General features: G+C 41.7%; 23 protein-coding genes and 1 riboswitch. Of the genes, 13 read left to right on the forward strand and 10 right to left on the reverse strand.

The genetic code is table 11. The features are described from left to right. Nucleotides 1–8 precede the first annotated feature (8 nt). On the reverse strand, nt 9–227 hold the full coding sequence (locus ACFGVS_RS04325) for a hypothetical protein (protein ID WP_274213371.1): 219 nt from the start codon (nt 225–227) through the stop codon (nt 9–11). A gap of 410 nt (nt 228–637) precedes the next feature. After that, entirely contained in the window at nt 638–1,036 is a 399-nt protein-coding gene (locus ACFGVS_RS04330) for a hypothetical protein (protein WP_274213370.1), read from the reverse strand. Nucleotides 1,037–1,208: 172 nt separating this feature from the next. Between ACFGVS_RS04330 and ACFGVS_RS04335 the strand changes: the two genes are divergently transcribed. Continuing rightward, nucleotides 1,209–1,928: a hypothetical protein gene (locus ACFGVS_RS04335; protein WP_439697610.1), complete on the forward strand. Its 720-nt coding sequence runs from the start codon at nt 1,209–1,211 to the stop codon at nt 1,926–1,928. 44 nt (nt 1,929–1,972) lie between these two features. On the opposite strand, the gene ACFGVS_RS04340 is transcribed toward ACFGVS_RS04335, so the two are convergent. Further along, the gene (locus ACFGVS_RS04340) at nt 1,973–3,109 is read right to left on the reverse strand and encodes a cysteine desulfurase family protein (RefSeq protein WP_439697611.1); all 1,137 of its coding nucleotides are present in this window, start codon (nt 3,107–3,109) and stop codon (nt 1,973–1,975) included. Between the two features lie 290 nt (nt 3,110–3,399). Then, a complete protein-coding gene (gene glmM / locus ACFGVS_RS04345) occupies nt 3,400–4,782 on the reverse strand; it encodes a phosphoglucosamine mutase (RefSeq protein WP_439697612.1) in 1,383 nt (460 codons plus the stop codon). Nucleotides 4,783–5,058: 276 nt separating this feature from the next. On the opposite strand from glmM, the gene ACFGVS_RS04350 reads away from it, so the two are divergent. Continuing rightward, on the forward strand, nt 5,059–5,622 hold the full coding sequence (locus ACFGVS_RS04350) for a phosphatase PAP2 family protein (RefSeq protein WP_274213367.1): 564 nt from the start codon (nt 5,059–5,061) through the stop codon (nt 5,620–5,622). Beyond that, complete coding sequence (locus tag ACFGVS_RS04355; protein ID WP_274213366.1) at nt 5,622–6,338, forward strand: ZIP family metal transporter; 717 nt, start codon at nt 5,622–5,624, stop codon at nt 6,336–6,338. The genes ACFGVS_RS04350 and ACFGVS_RS04355 overlap by 1 nt, the downstream gene beginning before the upstream one ends. Nucleotides 6,339–6,430: 92 nt before the next feature. On the opposite strand, the gene ACFGVS_RS04360 is transcribed toward ACFGVS_RS04355, so the two are convergent. After that, a complete protein-coding gene (locus ACFGVS_RS04360; RefSeq protein ID WP_439697613.1) occupies nt 6,431–7,516 on the reverse strand; it encodes a M20 family metallo-hydrolase in 1,086 nt (361 codons plus the stop codon). A gap of 120 nt (nt 7,517–7,636) precedes the next feature. Between ACFGVS_RS04360 and ACFGVS_RS04365 the strand changes: the two genes are divergently transcribed. The 4 genes from ACFGVS_RS04365 (at nt 7,637) to ACFGVS_RS04380 (ending at nt 12,619) form a co-directional block, all read left to right on the forward strand. Continuing rightward, nucleotides 7,637–8,305, forward strand: coding sequence for a basic secretory protein-like protein (locus tag ACFGVS_RS04365; protein WP_439697614.1), 669 nt, complete (start codon nt 7,637–7,639; stop codon nt 8,303–8,305). Between the two features lie 284 nt (nt 8,306–8,589). Beyond that, a riboswitch (SAM riboswitch) is annotated at nt 8,590–8,700 on the forward strand. A gap of 245 nt (nt 8,701–8,945) precedes the next feature. Then, nucleotides 8,946–10,265 carry an O-acetylhomoserine aminocarboxypropyltransferase/cysteine synthase family protein gene (locus ACFGVS_RS04370; RefSeq protein ID WP_439697615.1) on the forward strand — a complete coding sequence of 440 codons (1,320 nt, stop codon included), beginning with the start codon at nt 8,946–8,948 and terminating at the stop codon, nt 10,263–10,265. Nucleotides 10,266–10,352: 87 nt separating this feature from the next. Next, nucleotides 10,353–11,408 (forward strand): homoserine O-acetyltransferase family protein, encoded by a 1,056-nt coding sequence (locus tag ACFGVS_RS04375; RefSeq protein ID WP_439697616.1) that lies wholly within the window; start codon nt 10,353–10,355, stop codon nt 11,406–11,408. Continuing rightward, complete coding sequence (locus ACFGVS_RS04380; protein ID WP_274213361.1) at nt 11,408–12,619, forward strand: homoserine dehydrogenase; 1,212 nt, start codon at nt 11,408–11,410, stop codon at nt 12,617–12,619. The genes ACFGVS_RS04375 and ACFGVS_RS04380 overlap by 1 nt, the downstream gene beginning before the upstream one ends. 105 nt (nt 12,620–12,724) lie before the next feature. Here the strand turns inward: ACFGVS_RS04380 and ACFGVS_RS04385 are convergent, their stop codons facing one another. Together ACFGVS_RS04385 and gpmA are read right to left on the reverse strand one after the other, a co-directional pair. After that, nucleotides 12,725–13,210 carry a hypothetical protein gene (locus ACFGVS_RS04385; RefSeq protein WP_439697617.1) on the reverse strand — a complete coding sequence of 162 codons (486 nt, stop codon included), beginning with the start codon at nt 13,208–13,210 and terminating at the stop codon, nt 12,725–12,727. Between the two features lie 83 nt (nt 13,211–13,293). Then, nucleotides 13,294–13,983, reverse strand: coding sequence for a 2,3-diphosphoglycerate-dependent phosphoglycerate mutase (gene gpmA / locus ACFGVS_RS04390; RefSeq protein WP_439697618.1), 690 nt, complete (start codon nt 13,981–13,983; stop codon nt 13,294–13,296). 104 nt (nt 13,984–14,087) lie between these two features. Here gpmA and ACFGVS_RS04395 point away from each other — a divergent pair, with 104 nt between their 5' ends. From ACFGVS_RS04395 to ACFGVS_RS04405, 3 genes are all read left to right on the forward strand, one after another. Next, the gene (locus ACFGVS_RS04395; RefSeq protein WP_274213358.1) at nt 14,088–14,678 is read left to right on the forward strand and encodes an acetate uptake transporter; all 591 of its coding nucleotides are present in this window, start codon (nt 14,088–14,090) and stop codon (nt 14,676–14,678) included. A 23-nt stretch (nt 14,679–14,701) separates the two neighbouring features. Continuing rightward, nucleotides 14,702–15,085, forward strand: coding sequence for an SRPBCC domain-containing protein (locus ACFGVS_RS04400; protein ID WP_090651008.1), 384 nt, complete (start codon nt 14,702–14,704; stop codon nt 15,083–15,085). A gap of 234 nt (nt 15,086–15,319) precedes the next feature. Beyond that, nucleotides 15,320–15,580 (forward strand): SRPBCC domain-containing protein, encoded by a 261-nt coding sequence (locus ACFGVS_RS04405; protein WP_274213357.1) that lies wholly within the window; start codon nt 15,320–15,322, stop codon nt 15,578–15,580. A gap of 116 nt (nt 15,581–15,696) precedes the next feature. Here the strand turns inward: ACFGVS_RS04405 and ACFGVS_RS04410 are convergent, their stop codons facing one another. The 3 genes from ACFGVS_RS04410 to ACFGVS_RS04420 all read right to left on the reverse strand — a co-directional run bounded on the left by ACFGVS_RS04410 (nt 15,697) and on the right by ACFGVS_RS04420 (nt 17,077). Next, nucleotides 15,697–16,131, reverse strand: a complete 435-nt coding sequence (locus ACFGVS_RS04410) for an OsmC family protein (RefSeq protein WP_090650246.1) — start codon at nt 16,129–16,131, stop codon at nt 15,697–15,699. 93 nt (nt 16,132–16,224) lie between these two features. After that, nucleotides 16,225–16,641, reverse strand: coding sequence for a DUF3052 domain-containing protein (locus tag ACFGVS_RS04415; RefSeq protein WP_439697619.1), 417 nt, complete (start codon nt 16,639–16,641; stop codon nt 16,225–16,227). A gap of 4 nt (nt 16,642–16,645) precedes the next feature. Then, nucleotides 16,646–17,077: a DinB family protein gene (locus ACFGVS_RS04420; protein WP_439697620.1), complete on the reverse strand. Its 432-nt coding sequence runs from the start codon at nt 17,075–17,077 to the stop codon at nt 16,646–16,648. Nucleotides 17,078–17,307: 230 nt separating this feature from the next. Here ACFGVS_RS04420 and ACFGVS_RS04425 point away from each other — a divergent pair, with 230 nt between their 5' ends. The 3 genes from ACFGVS_RS04425 (at nt 17,308) to ACFGVS_RS04435 (ending at nt 23,922) form a co-directional block, all read left to right on the forward strand. Beyond that, the gene (locus tag ACFGVS_RS04425) at nt 17,308–18,555 is read left to right on the forward strand and encodes a nucleoside recognition domain-containing protein (protein WP_439697621.1); all 1,248 of its coding nucleotides are present in this window, start codon (nt 17,308–17,310) and stop codon (nt 18,553–18,555) included. Between the two features lie 198 nt (nt 18,556–18,753). Beyond that, nucleotides 18,754–22,881 (forward strand): PKD domain-containing protein, encoded by a 4,128-nt coding sequence (locus ACFGVS_RS04430; protein ID WP_439697622.1) that lies wholly within the window; start codon nt 18,754–18,756, stop codon nt 22,879–22,881. A 3-nt stretch (nt 22,882–22,884) separates the two neighbouring features. Then, complete coding sequence (locus ACFGVS_RS04435; protein ID WP_439697623.1) at nt 22,885–23,922, forward strand: PorP/SprF family type IX secretion system membrane protein; 1,038 nt, start codon at nt 22,885–22,887, stop codon at nt 23,920–23,922. The last annotated feature ends 26 nt before the right edge of the window (nt 23,923–23,948 follow it).

Here is a 23,948-nt window from a genome sequence, read left to right on the forward strand (position 1 = left end):
ATCGAAAATCATTTTGTTATACAGCCCGATAGTGCACCGGCCCCCGGTATATCACGATCGGGAAGATCGGCAAAGCTGCCGTCTTCATGCAAAACTTTCAGATTTTTTCTGTTTGGGCCATTCCTTTCAAGCGTATGATTACCCGTCGTCATATCCGCATTAACGTTAGTGCCCCTTATCCACACGTCGTTCCCCTGGTTTTGGTTTAGTTCTCCATACTTTCTCATGATTTTATCCTCCTCTATATTTTAGGTTAAAATATTAATTCTACAAAACATCAATAGATACTTGGTTTATAGCTGTGCATTCAATTGATGGTAAGCCCGGGCATCCTGATTATGTGTGGGATTTTAGGTCGTTGTCATAAACCTTGTATATTATATCAACTCATTATTATTCTTTTTAGTATTCCGAAAAGCATGCGGAGAGGTAATTGCTGTCATGGTTGTGCAGACTGCTTATGACCGTTCTTTTAACAATGTTATTTCTTTTTATAGGGTCACGAAATTTTCAAGTTAGGATGGCAAAGGGGTTATCCGGTTATTGGAAGAAATGATAACAAAGAAGAGGCAGGCCGGTACGGATAGCCCCTTCTTATTTTCAAGCAGCGAGTTCTATAATGATTTAATTATCAAGCTTATATACCTTCGGTACCCGGCTCATGCCCTACCATGCGGCCTGTTGTCCGGCCCTGAGGGCGACTTGCAAAATCTGTTTTAGCAGGTCCCACTGATGGAAACTCCTTTTTATTTGGCGGGGTTACGTCGGTTTGTTCGCTATAAGATGTATCGGCGCTTCTATCAGGCTGGTCAACTTCGGCCTGGGAATGGCTGCCAACGCCTTCTGTTCTTGTTTTACGTTCTTCGGGCGTTTCGTTTGGATACTCGCCGCTTACATCAAACTCTTCGTCCAAATCATCGCCATCATCTTCCAAATCACGGTTCGCGTTATAGGCATCGCCGTTGTTCGCAGAAACCGAACGGGCATTTTGATAATTGCTATCCTGGTTTTCCCAAGTTTCATTATGCATACTCATAGGTTTTAATTTTAGTTACTAATTAGTAAACCCATTAAAATACTATATTGTTTTCTAATTAAGAAAATAACTTTCAATGTAAATGTGCAGATATGCAGATTTTAGATGTGCAGATGGAGCTGTTAATGCTGAATTGTTTTAATAACTTACAACAAACTAAACCAACATAAAAATGAAAATAAGCACGTTATTTGAGGAGTTAGATGCCTTGAGCGTACAGGATGGAATTGACGATATATTTGAAAAATCGGGAATGAGTAACAGATATAAAGAACTTAATTTTGGTTTTTTTCCTTTAGGATCTGGCATACTAACTAAAGAAAATTGCACAATAGATAAAGCTGAAGTTAAGGAAAGACGTGCGATGATTTTGGGCAATGATTTCGGAACAATTTCTTATGTAGATAATCTTAATAATAAGTGTGAAACGAATAGCCCTACCATCAGAAACCTAACAAATACTGGCCTCGACTTAGAGAATTCATTCTTTACAAACTTTTATATGGGACTGAGAGATAATATCAGGTATCCCAAAACGACAATGATTTATAGGCAAGAAGCAATTAAAAAAGAGTATAAAGCATTGTGTTCTAAATTTTTCAAAACACAAATGAAGCTTATCAATCCAAGTATTGTAATTTGCCTGGGCCAGGAAGTAAAAAAAGCCTTAATAGATTCTGAGTTGAAAAACTCATTTACCGGTTGGAAACCTAAGTCTGGTTCGATAGCAAAGTTATATTCAGATAATAATCATTCAACTATTTTAAAGAACGAAGAATTGGCGATGGACTGCACATTCATCATAATTCCACATCCTTGTGATATTAGAAACTTCAACGGAAAGTATCAAAATATTCTAAAGGAAATCCTGAAGAATAAAGTTGAGTCCTGATGAAAATAGATTCTAAACTTACGAAGTTTCAAAGGGGCCTATACTTAGGCGCTCACCAAACAAAGTTCCTTTACCTTGGCTACCGTGAAATCAACTTCGTCTTTGGTATTGTATTTGGAGAAAGAGAATCTCACAGACGGTCTTGATGAGCTTGCACCTATCGAGGTAAGTACGTGCGAGCCAATATCGGTGCCTGAGCTGCAGGCGCTGCCACCTGATGCTGATATGCCACTGATATCTAAATTAAATAACAGCATATCGGCCATTTCCATTTCCGGGAAAGCAACGTTGAGTACAGTATACAAACTTTTTTCAGGATCAGTTTCGCCATTGAAATTTACGCCGGGGATCTCGCTGGTTAATTTACCCAGCATGTATGATTTTAGGCCCTGTATATGGGCCTGGTGTTGCTCCATTTCGGCATAAGCCAACTCCAAAGCTTTTGCCAGGCCAACAATTCCGTAAATATTTTCGGTACCGCCACGCATGTTGCGCTCCTGCGAGCCGCCATATATTAAAGGCTTTATTTTAATGCGGTGGTTAATGTGTAAAAATCCAACACCTTTAGGTCCATGCAGTTTATGACCGGCGCAAACCAAAAAATGAGTTTTAAGCTTGCTCAGGTCATGCTGGTAGTGTCCCATGGTTTGTACCGTATCGCAATGATAAATGGCGTTATAAGCCTCGCAAAGGTCGCCAATGCGGTTCATATCCGATAGGGTGCCAATCTCGTTGTTAGCGTGCATAATAGATACAAAACTCCTGGCATTGTCTTTTAGTAAAGTTTCCAGGTGATCGTAATCTACATTGCCTTTACTATCAATATTAACAAAACTTAATTTGATGATACCCGATTTTTCCATGGCCTCCAGCGTATGTAATACGGCATGGTGCTCGATGTGGCTGGTTATGGCGTGGGTAATGTTATGATCAATTATGCCGCAGCGGATAGCGGTATTATCGGCTTCGGTACCGCTTGATGTAAAAAATATCTCGGCAGGCGAAGTATGCAGCAACCCGGCTATGGTTTTGCGCGATTTTTCGATAAGCGTGCGTGCCTCCCTGCCGTGTGAATGGATCGACGATGGGTTACCATAATGGTTTTCCATCACTTTATACATTTCTTTTAAAACTTCAGGGTCAAGCGGCGTAGTAGCAGCATTATCAAAATAAACACGCATCGTTATAGTAATTATTGATTTATTGAATTACTGATTTATTGAATTAAACTGATCCTTCGATCAACAATTCATTAATCCGATAATGCAACAAATGGGTCAGTTAACTTGTAAAAACTCTTTATTAAATTAAGACTTAATGATTGGAATTAACACACATCGTTATCGTAATCAATGAATTAAACTGATTCTTCAATCAATAATTCAGTAATTCAATAACTCAATAATTAATTCAAACTTAATGATTCGGTTAATGCCTAACTCAATAATTCATTAAATCAATAATCCAAAAATTAATTCAAAATCTCTTTAATATCAGCGATTATCTTATTTGCCAGCCCGTTTGCAACCGTTTCTGAATTGCCCTCGGAGTAAATACGGATAATCGGTTCAGTATTTGAACGACGCAAATGTACCCATTCTTTATCAAATTCTATTTTCAAACCGTCAATTGTTGAGTGCGGTTGCTTCATATATTTTTCTTCAACCTTACTCAAAAGGGCATCAATGTCCATTTCGGGGGTTAAAGTGATCTTATTTTTCGAAATAAAATAACCGGGATATGACCGGCGCAGGTTTGAAACCGATTGGCCGTATTTAGCCAGGTGGGTTAAAAACAAGGCGATACCCACTAAAGCATCGCGGCCATAATGTATTTCGGGATAAATAATGCCGCCATTACCTTCACCGCCAATAACAGCATTAACCGATTTCATTTTGTTAACCACGTTCACCTCTCCTACTGCCGATGCGTGGTATTCGCCGCCGGCAGTTTCGGTAACATCGCGCAACGCGCGGGTTGATGACAGGTTGGATACCGTATTGCCCAAATTATTCTGCAGCACATAATCGGCCACTGCAACCAGCGTATATTCCTCGCCAAACATGTTGCCATCCTCGCAAACAAAGCAAAGGCGGTCAACATCAGGGTCGACAGCTATCCCCAAATGGGCGCGTTTATTTAATACTTCTTTTGACAAAGCTGTCAGGTTTTCCGGCAACGGTTCCGGGTTATGCGGAAAATTACCGTCGGGCTCGCAATACAATTCGTGAACGGTATTTACCCCCAATGCTTTTAGCAAGGCAGGTACAAAAATACCTCCGGTAGAATTTACACAATCAATTACAATATTAAAATCGGCCTTCTTTATAGCTTCCACATCAACCAGTGGCAAAGCCAGTACAAGGTCTATATGTTTTTGAAGCCAGCTATCGTCCATCGTAACTTTACCAAGATCGTTCACATCAGCGTACGTAAAATCGCTGTTTTCGGCAATTTCCAGCACTTCTTTACCATCCGCATCGCTTATAAATTCACCATCGGCATTAAGCAGTTTAAGCGCGTTCCATTGTTTAGGGTTGTGGCTTGCGGTTAAAATAATGCCGCCTGCTGCCTGCTCGCCTGTAACTGCAACTTCAACAGTTGGCGTGGTTGAAAGGCCAAGGTCAATTACATCTATGCCAAGGCCTTGTAAGGTACCTATTACCAGGTTATTAACCATGGCGCCCGATATGCGGGCATCGCGGCCTATCACAATTTTTTTGATTCCCGATTTTTCTACTGCCCAGGAGCCATAAGCCGACGTAAATTTTACAATATCCAGCGGTGTTAAACCATCGCCGGCGGCACCACCAATGGTACCGCGTATCCCCGAAATTGATTTTATAAGTGTCAAAATTGTATTTGTTTTTGTTGGACAAAAGTAAAATATTTAAACGACAGGCTTGTACAATTTATATTTTTCTGCAAACGTTTGCTCAGTAAAAAAGGCCTCAAACAACTTCAAAAAACTATTTTATAACTATTTGCTTCTTTTACCATAGGTAACGCCGTTTAGCTTTTATCTGTATATAGCTGGTAAAACATGAGTCTTTTATCTGTAATTAGCCGCCTGCTATAAAACTTGTTTAAAGTATTTGATAACTTTGGGGCTTTACTATAAAATTCATCAATGCCTGATTACATCTTACAACTCGACCGGCATTTATTTTATTTCATCAACCACGACCTGACTAATCCGTTCTTTGATCTGGTTATGCCCTGGTTTCGTAATCCTAAATTCTGGATTCCGCTGTATATTTTCATTATTGTTTTTTCTTTATGGCGATATAAAAAAGTGGGCGCTATAATCATCGTCCTGTTAGCAACAACTGCTGGCTTTGCCGATTTTACGAGCGCTACGCTCATCAAGCACCAGGTACAAAGGCTTCGCCCCTGCCGCGATCCGGTAGTTGGTTTAACCGATATTAACCGCATTCCATGCGGTACGGGTTACAGCTTCCCGTCAACCCATGCAACAGATCATTTTGCCATGGCTATATTTTTATGCCTTGTTTTTGGCAAAAAATGGCGCTGGGTATGGTTTGCTGCAATTTTTTGGGCCGCGCTGGTGTCATTTGCCCAGGTGTATGTGGGAGTGCATTTTCCTGTTGATGTAATTTGCGGGGCTATTTATGGCTCGCTTGTAGGGATGCTGTTTGCCTTTATTTTTAAAAGAATACAACCTGCCTTTTAATGGAGATCTGGAAAGTTTTACTATTGTTTTTAAGCGCCTCATTTGGTGGTTTATCTGTTTTTTTATTCAGGGGCGATAATCATAAAATGCTCAAGCTTGTGTTGTCTTTCAGCGGGGCATACCTGTTTGGCATAACCGTTTTGCATTTAATACCTGATGCTTACCACGGCAATGATAATTATGTGGGCGTATTTATCCTGATCGGGTTTCTTTTCCAGATTGTTTTAGAGCTATTTTCTGACGGCATTGAGCATGGCCACATGCACAAACACCAGCACGACCTGGTGGTTTTTCCGGTAGGTATTATGGTAAGCCTTTGCCTGCACGCTTTTTTAGAGGGCATGCCATTGGCGCAAGGTAACCAGGATCAGTTGGTTTATGGCATAGCATTGCACCATATACCGGCCGCATTTGCTTTAGGCACCGTGCTGCTTACCAACAAGCAAGGCCGTAATAAAACCGTGTTTTTCATTTTGTTATTTGCCGTAATGGCGCCGGCCGGATACTTTTTTAGCAATACATTAAGCACCGGCAACATTGGTAACCTGCAGCATTACTTTAACCGGATAATGGGTATGGTTATTGGTATATTCCTGCACATATCCACCACAATTTTATTTGAATCAAGTGCCGATCATAAATTCAATTTACGAAAAATGGGGGCTGTGCTTTTGGGTGTCGCTATTGCGTTGGCCGGAAGCTCCCTAACCGATTAAGCCCCCTAACCCCCTAAAGGGGGAACCATAGTTGAAAATTCAAATTAGTAATTCAAAAAGTTCCCCCTTCAGGGGGTTAAGGGGCTTAGGGGTTAATTAATGCTCTTTAACATTTTGATATACAATTCAATCCCCTCCTTTATCTCATCTATATATACAAACTCATCAGCGGTGTGTGACCTTGCCGAATCGCCAGGGCCAACTTTGACGGATGGGATATCCAGCAACGACTGATCTGAAGTAGTTGGAGAGCCATAAGTTGTACGGCCCAAAGCTAAACCTGCCTGCACAATAGCATGCTCTTTGGGAATTGATGATGGTTTTAAGCGGATAGATCTTGGCTTTACATCGCAGCTTACATGCTGGCGGATGATTTCCAGAACCTCCTCATTTCGGTAGGCATCGGTAACCCGAACATCAACAGTAAACACACAACTTGCCGGCACCACATTATGCTGCGAACCTGCGTTGATAATAGTAACCGACATTTTGATCGGCCCAAAAACTTCCGATTCTTTAGGGAACTTAAAGCTGCGGAACCACTCAATATCTGTTAGCGCTTTATAGATAGCGTTATCACCTTCTTCGCGGGCTGCATGGCCGGCTCGGCCATGAGCGGTACAATCCAGCACCATTAAACCACGTTCGGCAATGGCCAGCTGCATTAGTGTAGGCTCGCCTACTATTCCGAAATCAAGCTTACCCAGTTCGGGGATAATCAATTCAAGTCCGTTTACGCCAGAGATCTCCTCTTCGGCAGTGGTCGCCAGGCAAAAATTATATTTCAGGTTTTCCCTGTCATGAAAATAAAGAAATACCACTATCAACGATACCAGGCACCCGCCGGCATCATTGCTGCCCAGGCCAAATAGCTTACCATCTTCAATCCTGGCATCATATGGGTCGCGTGTGTAACCAGAGTTAGGTTTCACGGTATCGTGATGTGAGTTGAGCAGTATTGTTGGCTTTGCCGGATCAAAATGCCTGTTCCAGGCCCAGATATTGTTAAGCTTGCGATGGGTGGTTACACCGTGTTGTTGTAAAAACTCGTTAATCAGATCTGCGGTGCGGTCTTCTTCTTTACTGAATGATGGTATAGATATCAGCTGCTGCAATAATGTAACTGCCAACTGGTATAAATTGTTGCTATCGGTCATAGATGTCGGGATAATTCCCATGAATGTTATGCGGGCAAAATTAATAACTTTTTATGTAACGATACTGATAAACGAATGGTATTAATATTCGGGTTTAAATTAAAATTGTAGTTTTGAAATTCAATCTATTTATCCAAAACAATGAAAAAAACATCAATCTTATCTATCCTGTTTTTAATGCTGATGGCAGGCACTTCCTATGCCCAGCAAACCAGTAACTACAACAAAAACGGTTACAAGCTTACCTTTATCAACTATGATAATACGCTTGATACCGCATTGAAAACCAAACTGATAAACACGTTTTATAAAGTATATCCTGAGCTGGCAAATGCCTACAACAAAAAAACACTGAAAGCAGTTACCATGATTATAGATACCAGCTACAAAGGCGTTGCCGAAACTGCAAACGGCATTGTTACCATAAGTTCGCGCTGGATGCACCAACGCCCGGAAGACATTGATGTAGTAACTCACGAAGTAATGCACATTGTACAGGATTATGGCCAAAGCACCGGCCCGGGCTGGTTAACAGAAGGTATTGCCGATTATGCCCGGTTTAAATTTGGCGTTAATAATCCGGCAGCAAACTGGTCGTTACCGGCATACAAGACCACTCAAAATTATGATAACAGTTACCGCGTTACCGCGCGTTTCCTGGCGTGGCTGGAAAAAAGCAAGCCTGGAATTGTGAAAACTTTCGATGGCAAAATGCGCGACCATACTTTTACCGACGATACCTGGAAACAGCAAACCGGCAAAACGCTGGATGAACTTTGGAAAGATTATTCAGCAAACCCAACTGTCTGAAATCAGAATTAACAGAATGAACCTCTGTCTAAACCGGAATTTGTCGAATTATTTGAATTTCCAGAATTTTGAAAATTTAAATAATTCCTTAATTCGACAAACTCCCGTTTAAAAAAACATTTGCATATACAGGTTGTTTAAGCAGGCGAAAGGGTAAGTAACATCTACCCTTTCACCTTTTAATAAAAATAAAATTTGGTATTTAAATAAATATCCGCTTATCTTTGAAGCATTATTTGGTAGCAATACCATAGTCAATCAATTCTCCGCATAGTTCGGGTATTGATTTATAAAGAAGCGGCGAGAGATCAGGCTCACTGACCCGCTGGCAACCCTTCAATTTTGGAGAAGGTGCCAATTCCTGTCCCGGCAAATAACACCGGGGGATATAAATTTATAGCCATGAAAAGTTTTAATACAATTACTAAAAGCAACATTTTTAATACCCAAAACGGTAACATGCAACATATTAGCCCTTCTATCGGCAATATTTGTATGTGTTGCTGCTGTTGATGTTTAATACGTCCCTTTTTTCAATCCCTGAAAACATACGTGTTGTAAAACTGGTAAACATTTTATCAGCTTGCTAAAATCCATCTAAACAACAAAATTTAATTATAACCTTTCAAAATCTACAACTATGTCAGCCTTAAAATTCGAAACCTTACAATTACACGCCGGCCAGGAAGTTGATCCTACTACAGGCTCACGCGCGGTACCGCTTTACCAAACTACTTCGTACGTATTTAAAAGTGCCGAGCATGGTGCCAACCTGTTTGCACTAAAAGAGTTTGGCAATATTTATACCCGCTTAATGAACCCCACTACGGATGTGTTTGAAAAACGCATTGCCGCTTTAGAAGGTGGTGTTGCGGCTTTGGCCACTGCATCGGGCCAGGCTTCCCAGTTTATAGCGTTAAATAATATATTACAGGTTGGCGATAATTTTGTGAGCTCGCCATTCTTATATGGCGGCACTTACAACCAGTTTAAAGTAGCCTTTAAACGTTTGGGCATTGATGTGCGTTTTGCCAAAGACGATACCGCCGAAAGCCTTGAAGCTTTAATAGATGATAAAACCAAAGCCATTTACCTGGAAACTATAGGTAACCCTGGTTTTACAATTGCCGATTTTGATAAAGTTGGCGCGCTGGCAAAAAAATACGACTTGCCGCTTATTGTAGATAATACTTTTGGAGCAGGCGGCTATTTATTCCGTCCGTTGGAGCATGGCGCAAGCGTAGTAGTACAATCAACCACCAAATGGATTGGCGGCCATGGTACCAGCATTGGCGGTGTTATTATTGATGGCGGCACTTATAACTGGGGCAACGGAAAGTTTCCGCAGTTTACCGAGCCATCCGAAGGTTACCACGGGTTGGTTTTTGCAGATGTGTTTGGCATTGGCGGTCCGTTTGGCAACATTCAGTTTATTATTCGTGCACGTGTAGAAGGCTTGCGCGATTTTGGCCCTTCGCAATCGCCGTTTAACTCATGGCTCAACATCCAGGGATTGGAAACACTATCATTGCGGGTGCAACGCCATGTGGATAATACATTGGAACTGGCCAAATGGCTTGATCAGCATCCGCAGGTAGCATCAGTAAACTATCCGGGATTAGCATCATCCCCGTACCACGAATTAGCAAAAAAATACCTGAAAAATGGTTTCGGAGCGGTGTTGTCTTTCGAGATTGATGGCGATAAAGAAGCAGCGGGTAAATTAATTGATAACCTGAAGCTGGTAAGCCACCTGGCCAATGTGGGCGATGCTAAAACATTGATCATTCAGCCATCGGCAACAACACATCAGCAGCTATCAGATGAAGAACAGCTTTCGGCAGGCGTTACTCCAACATCGTTAAGGGTAGCGGTTGGTATTGAGCATATTGACGATATAAAAGCAGATTTTGAACAGGCATTTGCCAAAATAAAAGAGGCGCAAGCCGAATTAGCGTAGTGGTGAGTAGTGAGTGGTGAATGGTGAGTGAATAAAAAATTCACCACTCACTACTGCCCACTCACCACTATCAACCATGATAGAAGAATGAATACAGAAATATTTAAGTACACACAAACTTTTGAGCTGGAATCGGGCGAACAACTACAGCAACTGGAGATAGGCTTTCATACGTATGGCCGCTTAAACAAGGAGCGGGACAATGTGGTATGGGTATGCCACGCCCTGACAGCTAATGCCGATGTTTTTGATTGGTGGAAAGGTTTTGTGGGCACTGGAAATAAATTCAACCCGGAAGAACATTTTATAGTTTGTGCCAATATTTTGGGTTCGCCATACGGTACAACCAACCCTTTAAGCACGAATCCGGCAACTGGTTTGCCGTATTTTTTAACATTCCCGCAGTTTACTATCAGAGATATAGTAAAAGCACACCAGTTATTAGCCAGCCATTTGGGCATCGGCAATATTCATATCCTCATTGGTGGCTCATTGGGCGGCCAGCAGGCCATTGAGTGGGGTATTATTGAACCAAACCGTATCAAAAACCTTATTTTGATAGCCACCAACGCGCGTCATTCGCCATGGGGCATCGCGTTTAATGAGTCGCAGCGTTTGGCTTTAAGTGCCGACACGACCTTCAACAATAACACTATCGAAGGTGGGCAAAACGGCTTGAAGGCTGCCAGGAGCATAGCGCTGCTCTCCTACCGTACTTATAAAACTTATGGTATAACACAACAGGAGGAGGTTGATAGCAAAACCGATAATTTTAAGGCATCAACCTACCAGGATTACCAGGGCCAAAAGCTGGTGAACCGGTTTAATGCCTATAGCTATTGGTATTTAACTAAGGTGATGGATTCGCACAACGTGGGCCGTAACCGAAATGGTGTTGAGAAAGCACTAAGCCTTATCAAAGCCCGTACCCTGGTTATTGGCATCAAGTCGGACGTGTTATTTCCCATCGAAGAGCAGGAATACCTGTTCAGGCATATTCCCAAATCGGCCTTTGCCGAACTGGATTCGTTTTATGGCCACGATGGCTTTTTAATTGAAACAGAAGCATTAACAAATATTATCACATCGTTTTTTAAAACTGATGTAAAAGGAAAAATTATAGAATTGCAACGTACAGCGTAATGAGTAAAAAGTTAAGTATAGGATTATTTGGATTTGGCGTAGTTGGACAGGGGTTATATGATATCATCAAGACAAAAAATTTAAACATCGAAATTGTAAAATTTGCTATCAAGGATCCGCACAAAGAAAGGTCCCTGCCGGCAGATTTATTCACCACAGATAGAGACGAGTTGCTGAACAACCCAGAGATTAATACCATTGTAGAATTAATTAACGATACCGAGGCGGCTTTTGAAATAGTATCAAGAGCATTAAGCAGCGGAAAAAACGTGGTATCGGCCAGTAAAAAAATGATAGCGCTTCATTTGGAAGAGTTGATTGAGCTACAGCATACGCATGGCACGTCATTATTATACGAGGGCGCGGTTTGCGGTAGCATCCCTATTATCCGTAATCTGGAAGAGTATTATGATAATGAATTACTGCACTCTATAAGTGGAATTTTTAACGGATCATCTAATTATATTCTATCCAAGGGCTTTATTGAGGGGCTTGATTATGATAGCGCCTTAAAACAGGCGCAAGACCTTGGTTTTGCCGAGACCGACCCAACCAGCGATGTAGGTGGTTACGATGCCAAATATAAGCTGGTAATTGCTGCGGCACATGCCTATGGCGTTATAGTACAGCCAGATGAAGTTTTTAATTTAGGCATACAGAACCTTGCTGCCCAGGATTTACAATATGCCCGCGAAAAGAATCTGAAAATTAAACTGGTTCCGGTAGCTAAAGAATTGGACGATAGCAATGTGGCCATGTTTGTATTGCCTAAATTTGTTAACAGTACCGAATTTTTATATAACGTGGAGTACGAGTACAATGGTGTAACAGTGCAGGCCGCTTTTGCCGACCAACAATTCTTTTTTGGAAAAGGCGCCGGCGGCCATCCTACCGGATCGGCCGTGCTATCAGATATAGCAGCATTGCGCTATAGCTATCAGTATGAATACAAAAAAGCCAAGGAAAAAACCGGGCTTCAATTTACCAATAATGTAGAGTTTGACATCTATTTAAGGTATGATGACGAACGTTTGGTAGAAGATTTGAAATTTATATCCATAAAAGAGCGCTATTACTCAGGTGATTATAAATTTGTGATTGGAAAAGTTAATTTACAAAACCTGATTGATAACCAATCGCAAATAGCTGAAGGAAAGGCATTTGTTGCATTTGCTGGTCAGCTTACCGGGGTTGGCCTGGCGTCAGTATAAGCGGGCCTCAGCGCGTCAATGTATATTAAATCTACTTTATTGAGTTTACAAATAAGAGAGGCCCGGACGGGCCTCTCTTATTTGTAGGGATTTAGTATCTGTTTATTATTTCGCAAAAAAGATAGCTATGCGCTTACCAAAGGCCACTGCTAAAATACCTACAAATACTTTTGTTATCGATGATATTACCGCGTTTTTATCGTTTTCGCTGGACATGTTGTATATGCGGTACAGCAAATCAGGAACGTTATTAACAATAAGCAGGCCACCGATGATAATAAGTGCTATCTCGTATATCACTTTTCTATCAGCAAACAGTTTTACATTTTCTTGCTTATCTGTTGCGTTAGTAACTGCCCTGGTAATAAACTTCGTACCTGCTATTAAAAAAATAGACAAGGCCAGTATAAAAATAAAGTTTATGATATTTAACCAAAACAGGTTCATTTGCTCAGAAGCATGGTCGGAGCCTGAAAGAGCATTAAACGTTTTTAAAAAGGTGAAAAAACCGGGGACTTTGGATAGGTTGGAAACCAACAAGTAAACACCAAGTATCTTTATGGTTATTTCATAAATATCAGACTTCTTCATTTTTTGTTTTAGCGTATGGTTTATAGTTAATCGGGACGACTAAGATAAACAAATACGCTGCATATCTCCATGAAAATCAAATCTCAATCTAAATAATAATGCCTTATCTGGTTTAACCCGTGGTCCAGTTCATAAACCCAGGGTGTGGCTGTGGGGATTTCAAGTTGAGTCACCTGCTCATCGGTAAGGCAATCTATGTATTTAATTAATGAACGCAGGCTATTGCCGTGGGCAACCACAATTACCTTTTGGTTGCGGCGCAAGGCACTTACAATGGTTTCGTTCCAAAAGGGCAATACTCTATCCATTGTCTCGCTAAGGTTTTCGGTGAGTGGTAGCTCGCGATCTGTTAAATTTTTATAGCGCAAATCGTGACCGGGAAACCGTGGATCATCGCGGGTAACAGCAGGCGGGTGTTCATTGGGGTCGCGCCGCCATTTTTGAACCTGTTGGGCACCGTATTTGGCTATGGCTTCATCTTTGTTCATTCCCTGTAAAGCGCCGTAAAAACGTTCATTAAGCCGCCATGATTTTTCAACCGGAATCCATAAATGATCCAACTCCTCCAATATAAAATGCATGGTTTTAATTGATCGCTTTAAATACGAGGTAAAACCGACATCAAAGTTATAACCATTTTTTTTAAGGATCTGCCCTGCTTTGTGGGCTTGCTGATAGCCATTTTCAGACAAATCGACATCTTCCCAACCGGTAAAACGGTTTTCGAGATTAAAAATACTTTCGCCGTGGCGTATCAATACTATTTTTTGCATAGGTATTTGCTTAACGCAAAAGTAAGTGCAGAGTTGTAAATAAAATTGTAAAATAATCATAAATCAATTAGCTTGCGTTATAAACCAACTAATACTAAACCAACATGATCCCTACTACACCTGCCCCTGTAAAGGACGGCATTGCTAATCCGGCGCCGCTTGGCCTTTGCGCCTTCGGTATGACCACCGTTTTGTTAAACATCCATAACGCCGGTTTTTTTGAAATGAACGGCATGATACTGGCTATGGGCATTTTTTACGGCGGCCTGGCACAGGTTATTGCAGGCGTTATTGAGGCAAAAAAGAATAACACATTCGGGCTAACTGCATTTACATCGTACGGATTTTTCTGGCTATCGTTAGTTGGCCTTATTGTAATGCCAAAACTGGGCTGGGCTACAGCAGCATCTGAAGGCGCTATGTGTGCTTATTTATCAGTTTGGGGAGTATTCACCTTGCTTTTGTTTTTTGGCACGTTAAAATTGAACCGCGCATTGCAGTTTGTTTTTGGATCGCTAACCATATTATTCTTTTTATTAGTGGCGGGCGATGCAACAGGTAATCCTGCTATTAAACACCTGGCGGGTTACGAGGGTATTATTTGCGGCGCATCGGCTATATACACTGGTATTGCCAATGTGTTAAATGAGGTTTACGGTCGTGTGGTATTACCAATAGGACCTGTAAACGTTTAAAATAATCTTGCTAAATTGCGCAGGTGAAAGATTTTAAAAAATACTACAGCATACCGGCAACGCCCGACGAAATTTATATGGCCCTTACCAATCCCGTCACTATTGAGTTATGGACAGGTGAAACAGCTCAAATGAGTACCGAACCAGGGTCGGAATTCTCTATGTGGGATGGCAGCATTGTTGGTAAAAACATAGAATTTGAGCCCGGCAAAAAAATTGTACAGCAATGGTATTTTGAAGGTAAATCAGACGATTCAATAGTTACCATAAAACTACACCCCGATAAACAAGGCACATCTGCCGAAGTTAGGCACACCAACATACCCGATGAGGATTTTGATGACATTGCCGATGGCTGGACCCATAGCTACTTTGGCGGATTGATAGACTTTTTTGAAGGCGAGTGACGGCCGGAGGTTAAAACATAAAAAGCGATGGTTATAATCCGTCGCTTTTTATGTTTAATAAAGTACTTACAGGGCTGTATTACAAAAAGCTTAGCCTTTACCAACCGCGTGTTGGTTAATCAAGCAAGCATTACAAGCCCAAAAGTGTGTGTACCGGTACGGGATGACACACCCTGAAACAACCTGGTACGGGGTGGTACGGGGTGAAACACCCTGGTACGGGCTGGTACACCATTGAAAAATGCCGGCAGCAAACACTGTTTTAAACCTCATCGGCTGCCAACCATTTATCATCCCGAGAAAATTGTACCGCAATGGTATTCTGAAGGTAAATCAGATGATTTTGTAGTTACCATAAAACTACACCCCGATAAACAAGGCACATTTGCCGAAATTGAGCACACCAACATTCCCGATGAGGATTTTGACGATATAACCGATGGCTGGACCCATAGCTACTTTGGCGGATTAATAGATTTTTTTGAAGGCGAGTAAGAGCCTGAGGTTAAAACGTAAAAAGCGATGGTTTATAGCCATCGCTTTTTACGTTTTAAATAAGTCCCTTTAATTTCCCCGGAACTTTACCAGAACTTTAATAGATTTTATTGTCGTTATATCTCTACTGCCGGGTGAACAAACACCTTCGATTTAATATCGGCGCCGGCTTTACCAAGCGTAGCAGCTACAGAACAATATTTGTTTAATGATAATTCAACCGCGCGGGCTGCTTTATCTTCATCAATATCGCCATACAAGTGAAATTCAACTTCAATATCCTGCCATAACGAAGGTTCTTTGCCGGCTTCGCGTTCGCCGTTAACCACCATTTTATAGTCCTTTACTTCCTGGCGTTGTTTTTTTAAAATGCTGATAACATCAATTGCCGAGCAGCCTGCAAGGCCCATTAACAGCATTTGCATCGGGCGTATCCCAAAATCTTCGCCACCACTTTCGGGGCTGCTATCCATTTTTACTGTGTGACCAATGGAATCCACGGCCTCAAAGCCGAAATCGCCATGCACACGTTTAAGTTCTATTGTGGCCATAGTATTAAATTTATAATGATGCTAAGTTAGGTAATTGTTGGCGTTTGCAAATAATAGCTGATGATTGTTTACGCTGTTATTACCAAAAAAGTTTTAAGCTAATGATTTCCTGTCCTTTACCGGAATAACCAATTTTAAACCCGACCAAATTTCGTCCACGGCACAAACTTTTATATCAACCAGCCCTATTTTAAGTGCGAAATAGCGGATTACGTCTTCAGTAATATCGGTAACCACTTTTGATGCTTTTTTGGGCCACGACACCCAGATCATGCCATCGGGTTTTATTTGCTTCATCAATTGCGGCAAATTAATTAAAAACTCGTCCTGGCTTTTTGTGAAAAAATGGATAAGATCTTTTTTAACACCGGCATCATCCACAAAGTAAACTTCGGCCGGCATGTCGGTAAATAACTGCAAATAATAATCGGGGGCGTTAATCAGCATTACTGTTGCCGAAGCCTTTATGCCCAGCTTTTTTGCCAACGGTGTACCGGAGTATCCTGCCATATAATTAAATAGTTTTTAAATGGTGCATTAAATGTTCAACATAATCATTAGCCAGCCATTCAACAGTTTGAAGGTTGGGTTCGCCTTTGCTGTTATCGCAACGGGCGGTCAGCCTGTCGGCCGGGTAATTTTCCCAAACCCTTATTATTTGCCTGTTAAGCAAAATCCAAAGGTCAAGCACTTCTTTAATATCAGCATCCTGGTAATGTTGTACAGCAACATAAATATCCTGCTCATAAACCAGTTTAAAGTTCTCCTCGTAAGTGCAGCGTACAAAGCGCTGCAGGTTTATTTGGGCGCTGTCAATCAGGTGGCCAATGACCTCTTTTTTTGACCATTTACCTGGTGCGGGTTTTAAATCCCAATTATCATCGGGTGACCTGGTTTGCAAAAAATCGGTTATAGCGGTGTTTAAAATGGCCGAAGTAGTGGTCATGGTGTTGTTTTTTTAATACGTGGGGAGAGAATCAAGAGTCAAGAATCAAGACAAAAACTATAAAGGCTAATTTAGGATTAATTTTAATGAAGAAACAGCTTCGATCCTATTCTTAGCAAATTCGCGCTATCTTAATTCTTGACTCTTGATTCTATCTTCCCACTGTCCAAGTTAAGTATTATTTCATATTGAAATACAAAACCATTAACTTCAAAGCCTTAAAGACACGTATGGCCCTTAATTATATCTGGATAGCATTTTTTTTGATCGCTTTTGTTGTAGCACTCATTAAGCTTATTTTTTTTGGCGACGTAGAGGCTTTTAAATTGCTTGTCGACGGTATTTTCAATTCGTCAAAATCATCGGTAATGGATATTGCCTTACCATTGATTGGCGCTATGGCCTTTTGGCTGGGTATATTAAATGTGGGCGAAAAGGCAGGCGCCATAAATTTTCTATCGCGCCTGGTAGGTCCGTTTTTTAGCCGCCTGTTTCCTGATGTACCTAAAAAGCATCCGGCCGTTGGTCAAATGCTCATGAACTTCTCGGCCAATTTACTTGGGCTTGATAATGCGGCCACCCCGCTGGGTTTAAAAGCTATGGGGAGCCTGCAGGAGTTAAATAAAGATAAGGAATCGGCTTCAAACGCACAGATCATGTTCCTGGTGCTGCATACTTCGGGCCTGCAAATGTTGCCGGTTACTATCATAGCGCAACGTGCCATTTTAAATGCCAAAGATCCCGCGGATATATTTTTACCATGCGTTATAGCAACCTACGTAGCAACGGTTGTTGGTTTATTAATTGTAGCCATAAAACAAAAGATAAATCTTTGGGATAGGGTTATCATTGCCTGGCTGGGTGGAGTAACTGCTTTTATTACGATAGTGGTATGGTATTTTACAAAGTACTTAACTAACGAAGAAATAAGTATAGTATCTAAAGTAGTTAGTAACTTTTTATTGTTTTTTATCCCGGTAGTATTTATCGTAGGCGGATTGATAAAAAAAATAAATGTATTTGATGTTTTTGTAGAAGGAGCAAAAAGCGGATTTGAAACATCGGTAAAGATAATCCCTTACCTGGTGGCAATGTTAGTAGGTATTAGCGTGTTTCGTAGTTGCGGTGCGCTGGATTATATGAACGAGGGTTTGCGTTGGGTTTGTATAAAGGCCAACCTTGACACCCGGTTTGTAGATGCAATGCCCGTAGCCTACATGAAACCGCTCAGCGGATCTGGTTCAAAAGCAATGATGATAGATGTAATGAAAACCTTTGGCCCCGATAGTTTTGCAGGCCGCCTGGGTAGTGTATTCAACGGTTCGGCCGATACTACGTTCTATATAGTTGCCTTATATTTTGGTACCGTGGGGATAAAAAAATCACGGTACGCCATACCCGCCGGCTTATTTGCCGATGCAGCCGGTATCATAGCTGCAATATTCATCTCTTATTTATTTTTTGGAAATTTAAAGTAAGCTTAGCACCGTTATCATTCATTATTAAGCAACCTATTTTATTTCTGTTACAGGCAATTACTTTGTTCGTTTTTGGCGAAAAACCTCTGGTTCAAAAATTTTACTTTTTGCAATAAATTCAATTATTATTTGAAAATAATTATTATTTTCGACCAATCTATTGAATTTTAAGCAATTATCTACAGTAAAAGCAAGTGAATGAATAAAATATTTACTACAAATTTATTTTTTTTTGCTTTATTTAATTTAGTTGCTTTTTCGGCCTTAGCGCAAACTATAACTATTGGCAATGTAGATATCGGCCCCTATGCGCCAGGGTCGACAATAAGCGTTCCCATCCAGGTAACGGGTTCATGCATCGATCCTGCTAATACCTACAATCTTTACCTTTCAAATGCCAGCGGTAGTTTCACGTCGCAAAAACTAATTGGCAAGTTCACGGGCAACTATGCTACTTTTGTAAATGGCATAATACCAGCCGGCACCATTCCCGGCACCGGTTATTTGGTTAGAGTAGCCGCTACCAAACCATCGGTTACAAGCACGTCATCAGCTGCCATATCAATTGTTGCCGGCGCAGGCACTGTTGCAGCGTTAAATTCGCAATCGATAGATGCCAATTATCCCGAAGTGTTTGGCACTTGTTCGGGGTCGGGCAATTCTTCTTATAATTTTATAAATACATCAACTACAGGCGCCACAGTTACCGCAAGCTTTTACAACGAGCTTTCTCAGGTAACTGAAGCATCCAATGTTAATTTTACCAATAATGGTAATTTTACAGCCAAAGCTGCTAATTACACAATTAGCGTAAAAGCTGTTTTAGGAGGCATCACAGGTACCTATACTTATACCCTGGTCAATAACATGGTTAACAACAGCTTCGGGGTTGAGGGTAGCACAACGGCCTGCCTTGGCAGCGGGGCTACCAATTTAACGTACAACATCGACCCGAATGTTATAAAAAGCAACTATCCCGGGTTGCTTTATAATGTTTCCTGGGGCGATGGTACGCCATCGGTATCTTATACCTATTGCCAGATACTTGCTGCCGGCGGCAAAGTTTCTCACCAATATGTTAAGGCATCATGCGGAAACATAGTTAAAGGCCAAAACAATTCATTTGAAGTAAAACTGCAATTAGCAAGCCCGTTTTGCGGCAATGTAGGCACCCCCGTTGCCAGTTACGCAAAAGTTATAGCGCCGCCAATTAACCTGCCGGTTGTGCCGGTGGCCGCCTGTGTAAATACTGCGGTTAAATTTGTAAACAATTCTTTTCCGGGCGACGACCCCAACAGTACGTCGGCAAGTTGTACAAACAGCAAAGCCCGGTATACGTGGCTTGTTGACGGCGTAACCAAACAAGTTAATTACAAACTATCTGATGCTTTCATTTATACTTTTACAACCACCGGTACGCATACAGTAACCTTGCAACTGCAAAACAACACAGGCTCATGCGCCGTTGCAGATGTTACGCAGGATATTTGTATCCAGGAGCCTCCTGTGCCGGCCTTTTCGCTGCCTGTTAATTCGGGTTGCATCCCCCTTACGGTTACTCCTGTAAACACATCAAAAATTGACTCAAACTGTAATAATACCAATAAATATGTGTGGACGGTTACCGGTCCAGCACCCGTAGCTTATGCAAACGGCACAAATGCAAACAGCCAAACGCCACAGTTTTTGTTTAACAAAACAGGTGTTTACAATATTAAACTGGCAATCTCGACGGTAAGTTGCGGGCTGATAACCGATGCTAACACACAAACGGTTGTGGTTGATGATGTGCCCACAGCCACATTATCAAAAGATACTGTGTTTTGCGGAACAAATAGTACTCTTAAATTTGATAATAATATTAACAGTGCTACCAAAGTAACATTTTCCGGGTCGGCACAAAACACAGGTGCAACCTACAAATGGACGGTAACCGGCGGGGCATTTTCTTTTATTAATAATACTACCGACGTTTCACAATATCCGGTCATAAAATTTAACGATTTTGCCAAGTATACCGTTACCGTAACAAATACCAACGTTTGCGGGGCACCGGCCACCAGCAGCCAGCATTTACAATTTATAGCAGCGCCAACAGTTACCGCCGGCACCTACCCTGCCGTTTGCGCCGGGACACCCATAAGTTTGAATGGTGCGTCAAATAATCCTTCAATAAAAATGCGCTGGGCCGGCGGTACCGGCACCTTTACCGACCGAAATTTGGCGCAGACAGTTTATACACCTTCATCCGCCGAAATAAAGGCGGGCAAGGTTACTCTCCTTTTTCAGGGGATAACAACCCTGGCCGCACCCTGCGATACCATAACCGATCCAACAACCATCGTCATCAATAAAGCCGATTCAATTACAAGTAAAAATACAGTTACGTCCTGTGCAGGAAAATCGCTTGGTTACAATATCACAGCTACGAAACCTGCAACAACATTTACATGGGTAGTTGATGCATCAAAAACCACCGCAACTGCTGGTGGTTACACGGTAAGTGGCAGCGGCAGCTTTATAAACGATGTTTTAACCAACAGCGATTTAAACGGAAATGCGACTGTAACGTATAATATTATATCAACCAGCCAGGGCTGTGTTAGCGGTGTATTTGTACTTACAGTAACTATCCCCCCGGCTATTGCTACCCCATCGTTTACCAAGGATAACAGCACAGCGTGCGGTAATATGCTGGTTAAGTTCACCAATACATCCAAACCAATAAACAGTGTTTTTTTATGGGATTTTGGCGACGGCTCAACAGATACAGGGACCAATCCCCAACACATATTTTTGGCAAAAACAGACGGTCGGGATACTGTTTATCACATCAGTTTAAGCATTGTAAGCAATTGCAATATAGCCCCTCCTTACCTCGATTCGGTAAGAATAAGCCCACAAAAACCAATTGCAAGGCTAATTCCTGATAGAGTTGAAGGTTGCTCGCCTTTTATTGTAACAGGCAAAAACTCATCGCCCGGTAAAAACTTACAGTACACCTACTACCTGTATGATGGGCCGCTGATGCTGGAATCAAAAGTATATACCGATAAAAGCGATTTTAAGTTTGATACGCCATTAAATACCACCCGTACAAAGCAGTACACCATATTTATGGTTGCCCAAAATTACTGTGGCAATACCGATACCACGCTCAAACGCACAATAACGGTATCGGCCCCAACTATTACGCCGGATATGTTTTTTCTGAATAATAAAAACAGCGGGTGTGCACCTTTAAATTTAACGTTTGTAAATAATTCATCAGGCGGCGATACATTTTATTACACCATTTATGATGATAAATACGCCGTAGTAACCAATGTAGCAGCCGGTACCGATAAACTGCCTTATGTATTTACCAAACCAGGCCTGTATTATGTAACCATAACCGCTTCAAGTGCATGTTCGTCGGGCAATGAATCATCCAAATCAACAAACCGGGTTATGGTATATGATATACCCAAAGCCGGCTTTGCAGCATCAGATACCACGGGCTGCCGAAATGTTACCGCGTCGTTTACAAATTCTACCTACGCCGATCCTAACACACAGCCGATAGCCCTATCCTATACCTGGTATTACGGAGATGGGGCTACAGCCACCGGATTTACGCCACCACCACATACCTACAATTATAAAAATTCGCCTTACACCGTTAAACTTGTGGCCCTTAACCCATTAACAGGCTGTGCAGACAGTTTGGTAAAAAAAGATTATATAAAAGTTACGTCGCCGCCGGGCACTGCTTTTACAGCCAATCCCGATACTATCACCAGCATACCAAATTACCAGTTTCAGTTTGTTGACCAAACTACCGGAACGCCGGCCAATTGGATGTGGGATTTTGGAGACGGAACTGTAAGCGCCCTTGGTAACCCAATCCATACTTATGCAGATACGGGAAAATATAAGGTAACGCTGGTAACCAGCACTAAAGATTTTTGCGATAGCGCAGTAACACACTATGTACGCATAACTGGTATTCCCGGCGAACTGTATTTGCCTAACGCCTTTATGCCTACCAGCGGTACCACCGAACTAAGAAAGTTTGCGGCCAAAGGATCGGGTATTAGGCAATGGCACCTGCAAATATTTAATGGCTTTGGCCAGTTAATTTGGGAAACCACGAAACTATCGGCCCCTAAAGGCACCCCGGTTGATGGCGATGGCTGGGACGGTACTTTTAAAGGAGTACCCGTAGAGCAGGGCGTTTACGTGTGGCAGGCTTCGGCAACATTTATAAACGGCAGCGAGTGGAAAGGAATGTCGTACAATAATTCATTACCCAAACGAACGGGTGTTGTTCATTTAATAAGATAAATAATGCGCGTTTTGCTTAAAGGATATGTTTTAGGGTTGTTAATGCTGTTGTTTGTTAGCGTGGCCGTTGCCCAGGATCATATGTACTCTCAGTTTTTTAATTCGCCCGTGTATCTTAACCCTGCATTAAACGGGCAATTCCACGGCGATTTGCGGATGAACCTTATTTATCGCAATCAATTTACATCGGTGCCTGGCGGGTTTAACTATCTTACAGCATCGGTAGATTATAATATTCCGCAATTTGGCGGCGGGGTTGGTTTGATATTTACCCGGGGTAATGAGGGTACTGCCGGGCTTACAAAAAACAATATAGCCGGTATTTACTCCTATAGTGTTGGTTCCGATGATTTTGTATTATCGTTTGGCGTGCAGGCAGGGGTAACTAACCGCTCGGTTGATTATGGCAAACTGGTATTCAGCGACCAGATTGACCCACGTTTAGGGTACATCCCCGGATCGCCAACAAATGCCGAGTCGCCAAGATTCGACAGCCGGTTCTACTTTGATTCAGGCGCGGGTATAAACCTTGCTTTAAGCGATTTTAATATTGGCGGTGCATTGCAGCATATTAACCGGCCCAATGAATCATTTACGGGTACGCCCGCAAAATTACCTATGCGCGGTACGGCACATATAAGCTATAGATGGGATCTTAACAAGGATGAAAATCTTGATGAGGACGAAAAATCTTTTTTTATTCCATCAGTTGTTTTTTATAAACAATCAACGGCACAATCAATAAATATGGGGCTACAGTATAAAAGACATAACCTTAATGCCGGTTTATGGGTGCGTACTGCCGGATCGGGCGGGCCATCTGCAATCACTTTTTCGTTAATATTTGATCTGTTTTTAAACAAAGAGAGCGGAGAAAAATTCAGGTTGGGGGTAAGCCATGATGCGCCAATTTCGGGTCTTAATTATAGCAATACCAGCGGCACAACCGAAGGAAGTATCGGTTATGAAACCACCTTGCCCTCCCGTGGGGATACCTATCACAAATTTGAAGGGGCAAGGCGCTGTTATGATTTTTATTAAGAAATTTATATACCTTTAACAAGTTA

It is taken from the genome of Mucilaginibacter sediminis (genome assembly GCF_051903035.1).
GTDB lineage: Bacteria > Bacteroidota > Bacteroidia > Sphingobacteriales > Sphingobacteriaceae > Mucilaginibacter.

What these genes read in the sequence shown, in the direction of transcription:
- ACFGVS_RS04360 (WP_439697613.1), bottom strand. Translation starts at nt 7,516, where the DNA reads ATGGGAATTATCCCGACATCTATGACCGATAGCAACAATTTATACCAG.
- ACFGVS_RS04365 (WP_439697614.1), top strand. Translation starts at nt 7,637, where the DNA reads ATGAAAAAAACATCAATCTTATCTATCCTGTTTTTAATGCTGATGGCA.
- ACFGVS_RS04330 (WP_274213370.1), bottom strand. Translation starts at nt 1,036, where the DNA reads ATGAGTATGCATAATGAAACTTGGGAAAACCAGGATAGCAATTATCAA.
- ACFGVS_RS04355 (WP_274213366.1), top strand. Translation starts at nt 5,622, where the DNA reads ATGGAGATCTGGAAAGTTTTACTATTGTTTTTAAGCGCCTCATTTGGT.
- ACFGVS_RS04395 (WP_274213358.1), top strand. Translation starts at nt 14,088, where the DNA reads ATGATCCCTACTACACCTGCCCCTGTAAAGGACGGCATTGCTAATCCG.
- ACFGVS_RS04385 (WP_439697617.1), bottom strand. Translation starts at nt 13,210, where the DNA reads ATGAAGAAGTCTGATATTTATGAAATAACCATAAAGATACTTGGTGTT.
- ACFGVS_RS04375 (WP_439697616.1), top strand. Translation starts at nt 10,353, where the DNA reads ATGAATACAGAAATATTTAAGTACACACAAACTTTTGAGCTGGAATCG.
- ACFGVS_RS04435 (WP_439697623.1), top strand. Translation starts at nt 22,885, where the DNA reads ATGCGCGTTTTGCTTAAAGGATATGTTTTAGGGTTGTTAATGCTGTTG.
- ACFGVS_RS04380 (WP_274213361.1), top strand. Translation starts at nt 11,408, where the DNA reads ATGAGTAAAAAGTTAAGTATAGGATTATTTGGATTTGGCGTAGTTGGA.
- ACFGVS_RS04325 (WP_274213371.1), bottom strand. Translation starts at nt 227, where the DNA reads ATGAGAAAGTATGGAGAACTAAACCAAAACCAGGGGAACGACGTGTGG.
- ACFGVS_RS04430 (WP_439697622.1), top strand. Translation starts at nt 18,754, where the DNA reads ATGAATAAAATATTTACTACAAATTTATTTTTTTTTGCTTTATTTAAT.
- ACFGVS_RS04420 (WP_439697620.1), bottom strand. Translation starts at nt 17,077, where the DNA reads ATGACCACTACTTCGGCCATTTTAAACACCGCTATAACCGATTTTTTG.
- ACFGVS_RS04340 (WP_439697611.1), bottom strand. Translation starts at nt 3,109, where the DNA reads ATGCGTGTTTATTTTGATAATGCTGCTACTACGCCGCTTGACCCTGAA.
- ACFGVS_RS04425 (WP_439697621.1), top strand. Translation starts at nt 17,308, where the DNA reads ATGGCCCTTAATTATATCTGGATAGCATTTTTTTTGATCGCTTTTGTT.
- ACFGVS_RS04370 (WP_439697615.1), top strand. Translation starts at nt 8,946, where the DNA reads ATGTCAGCCTTAAAATTCGAAACCTTACAATTACACGCCGGCCAGGAA.
- ACFGVS_RS04410 (WP_090650246.1), bottom strand. Translation starts at nt 16,131, where the DNA reads ATGGCCACAATAGAACTTAAACGTGTGCATGGCGATTTCGGCTTTGAG.
- gpmA (WP_439697618.1), bottom strand. Translation starts at nt 13,983, where the DNA reads ATGCAAAAAATAGTATTGATACGCCACGGCGAAAGTATTTTTAATCTC.
- ACFGVS_RS04335 (WP_439697610.1), top strand. Translation starts at nt 1,209, where the DNA reads ATGAAAATAAGCACGTTATTTGAGGAGTTAGATGCCTTGAGCGTACAG.
- ACFGVS_RS04350 (WP_274213367.1), top strand. Translation starts at nt 5,059, where the DNA reads ATGCCTGATTACATCTTACAACTCGACCGGCATTTATTTTATTTCATC.
- ACFGVS_RS04415 (WP_439697619.1), bottom strand. Translation starts at nt 16,641, where the DNA reads ATGGCAGGATACTCCGGTACACCGTTGGCAAAAAAGCTGGGCATAAAG.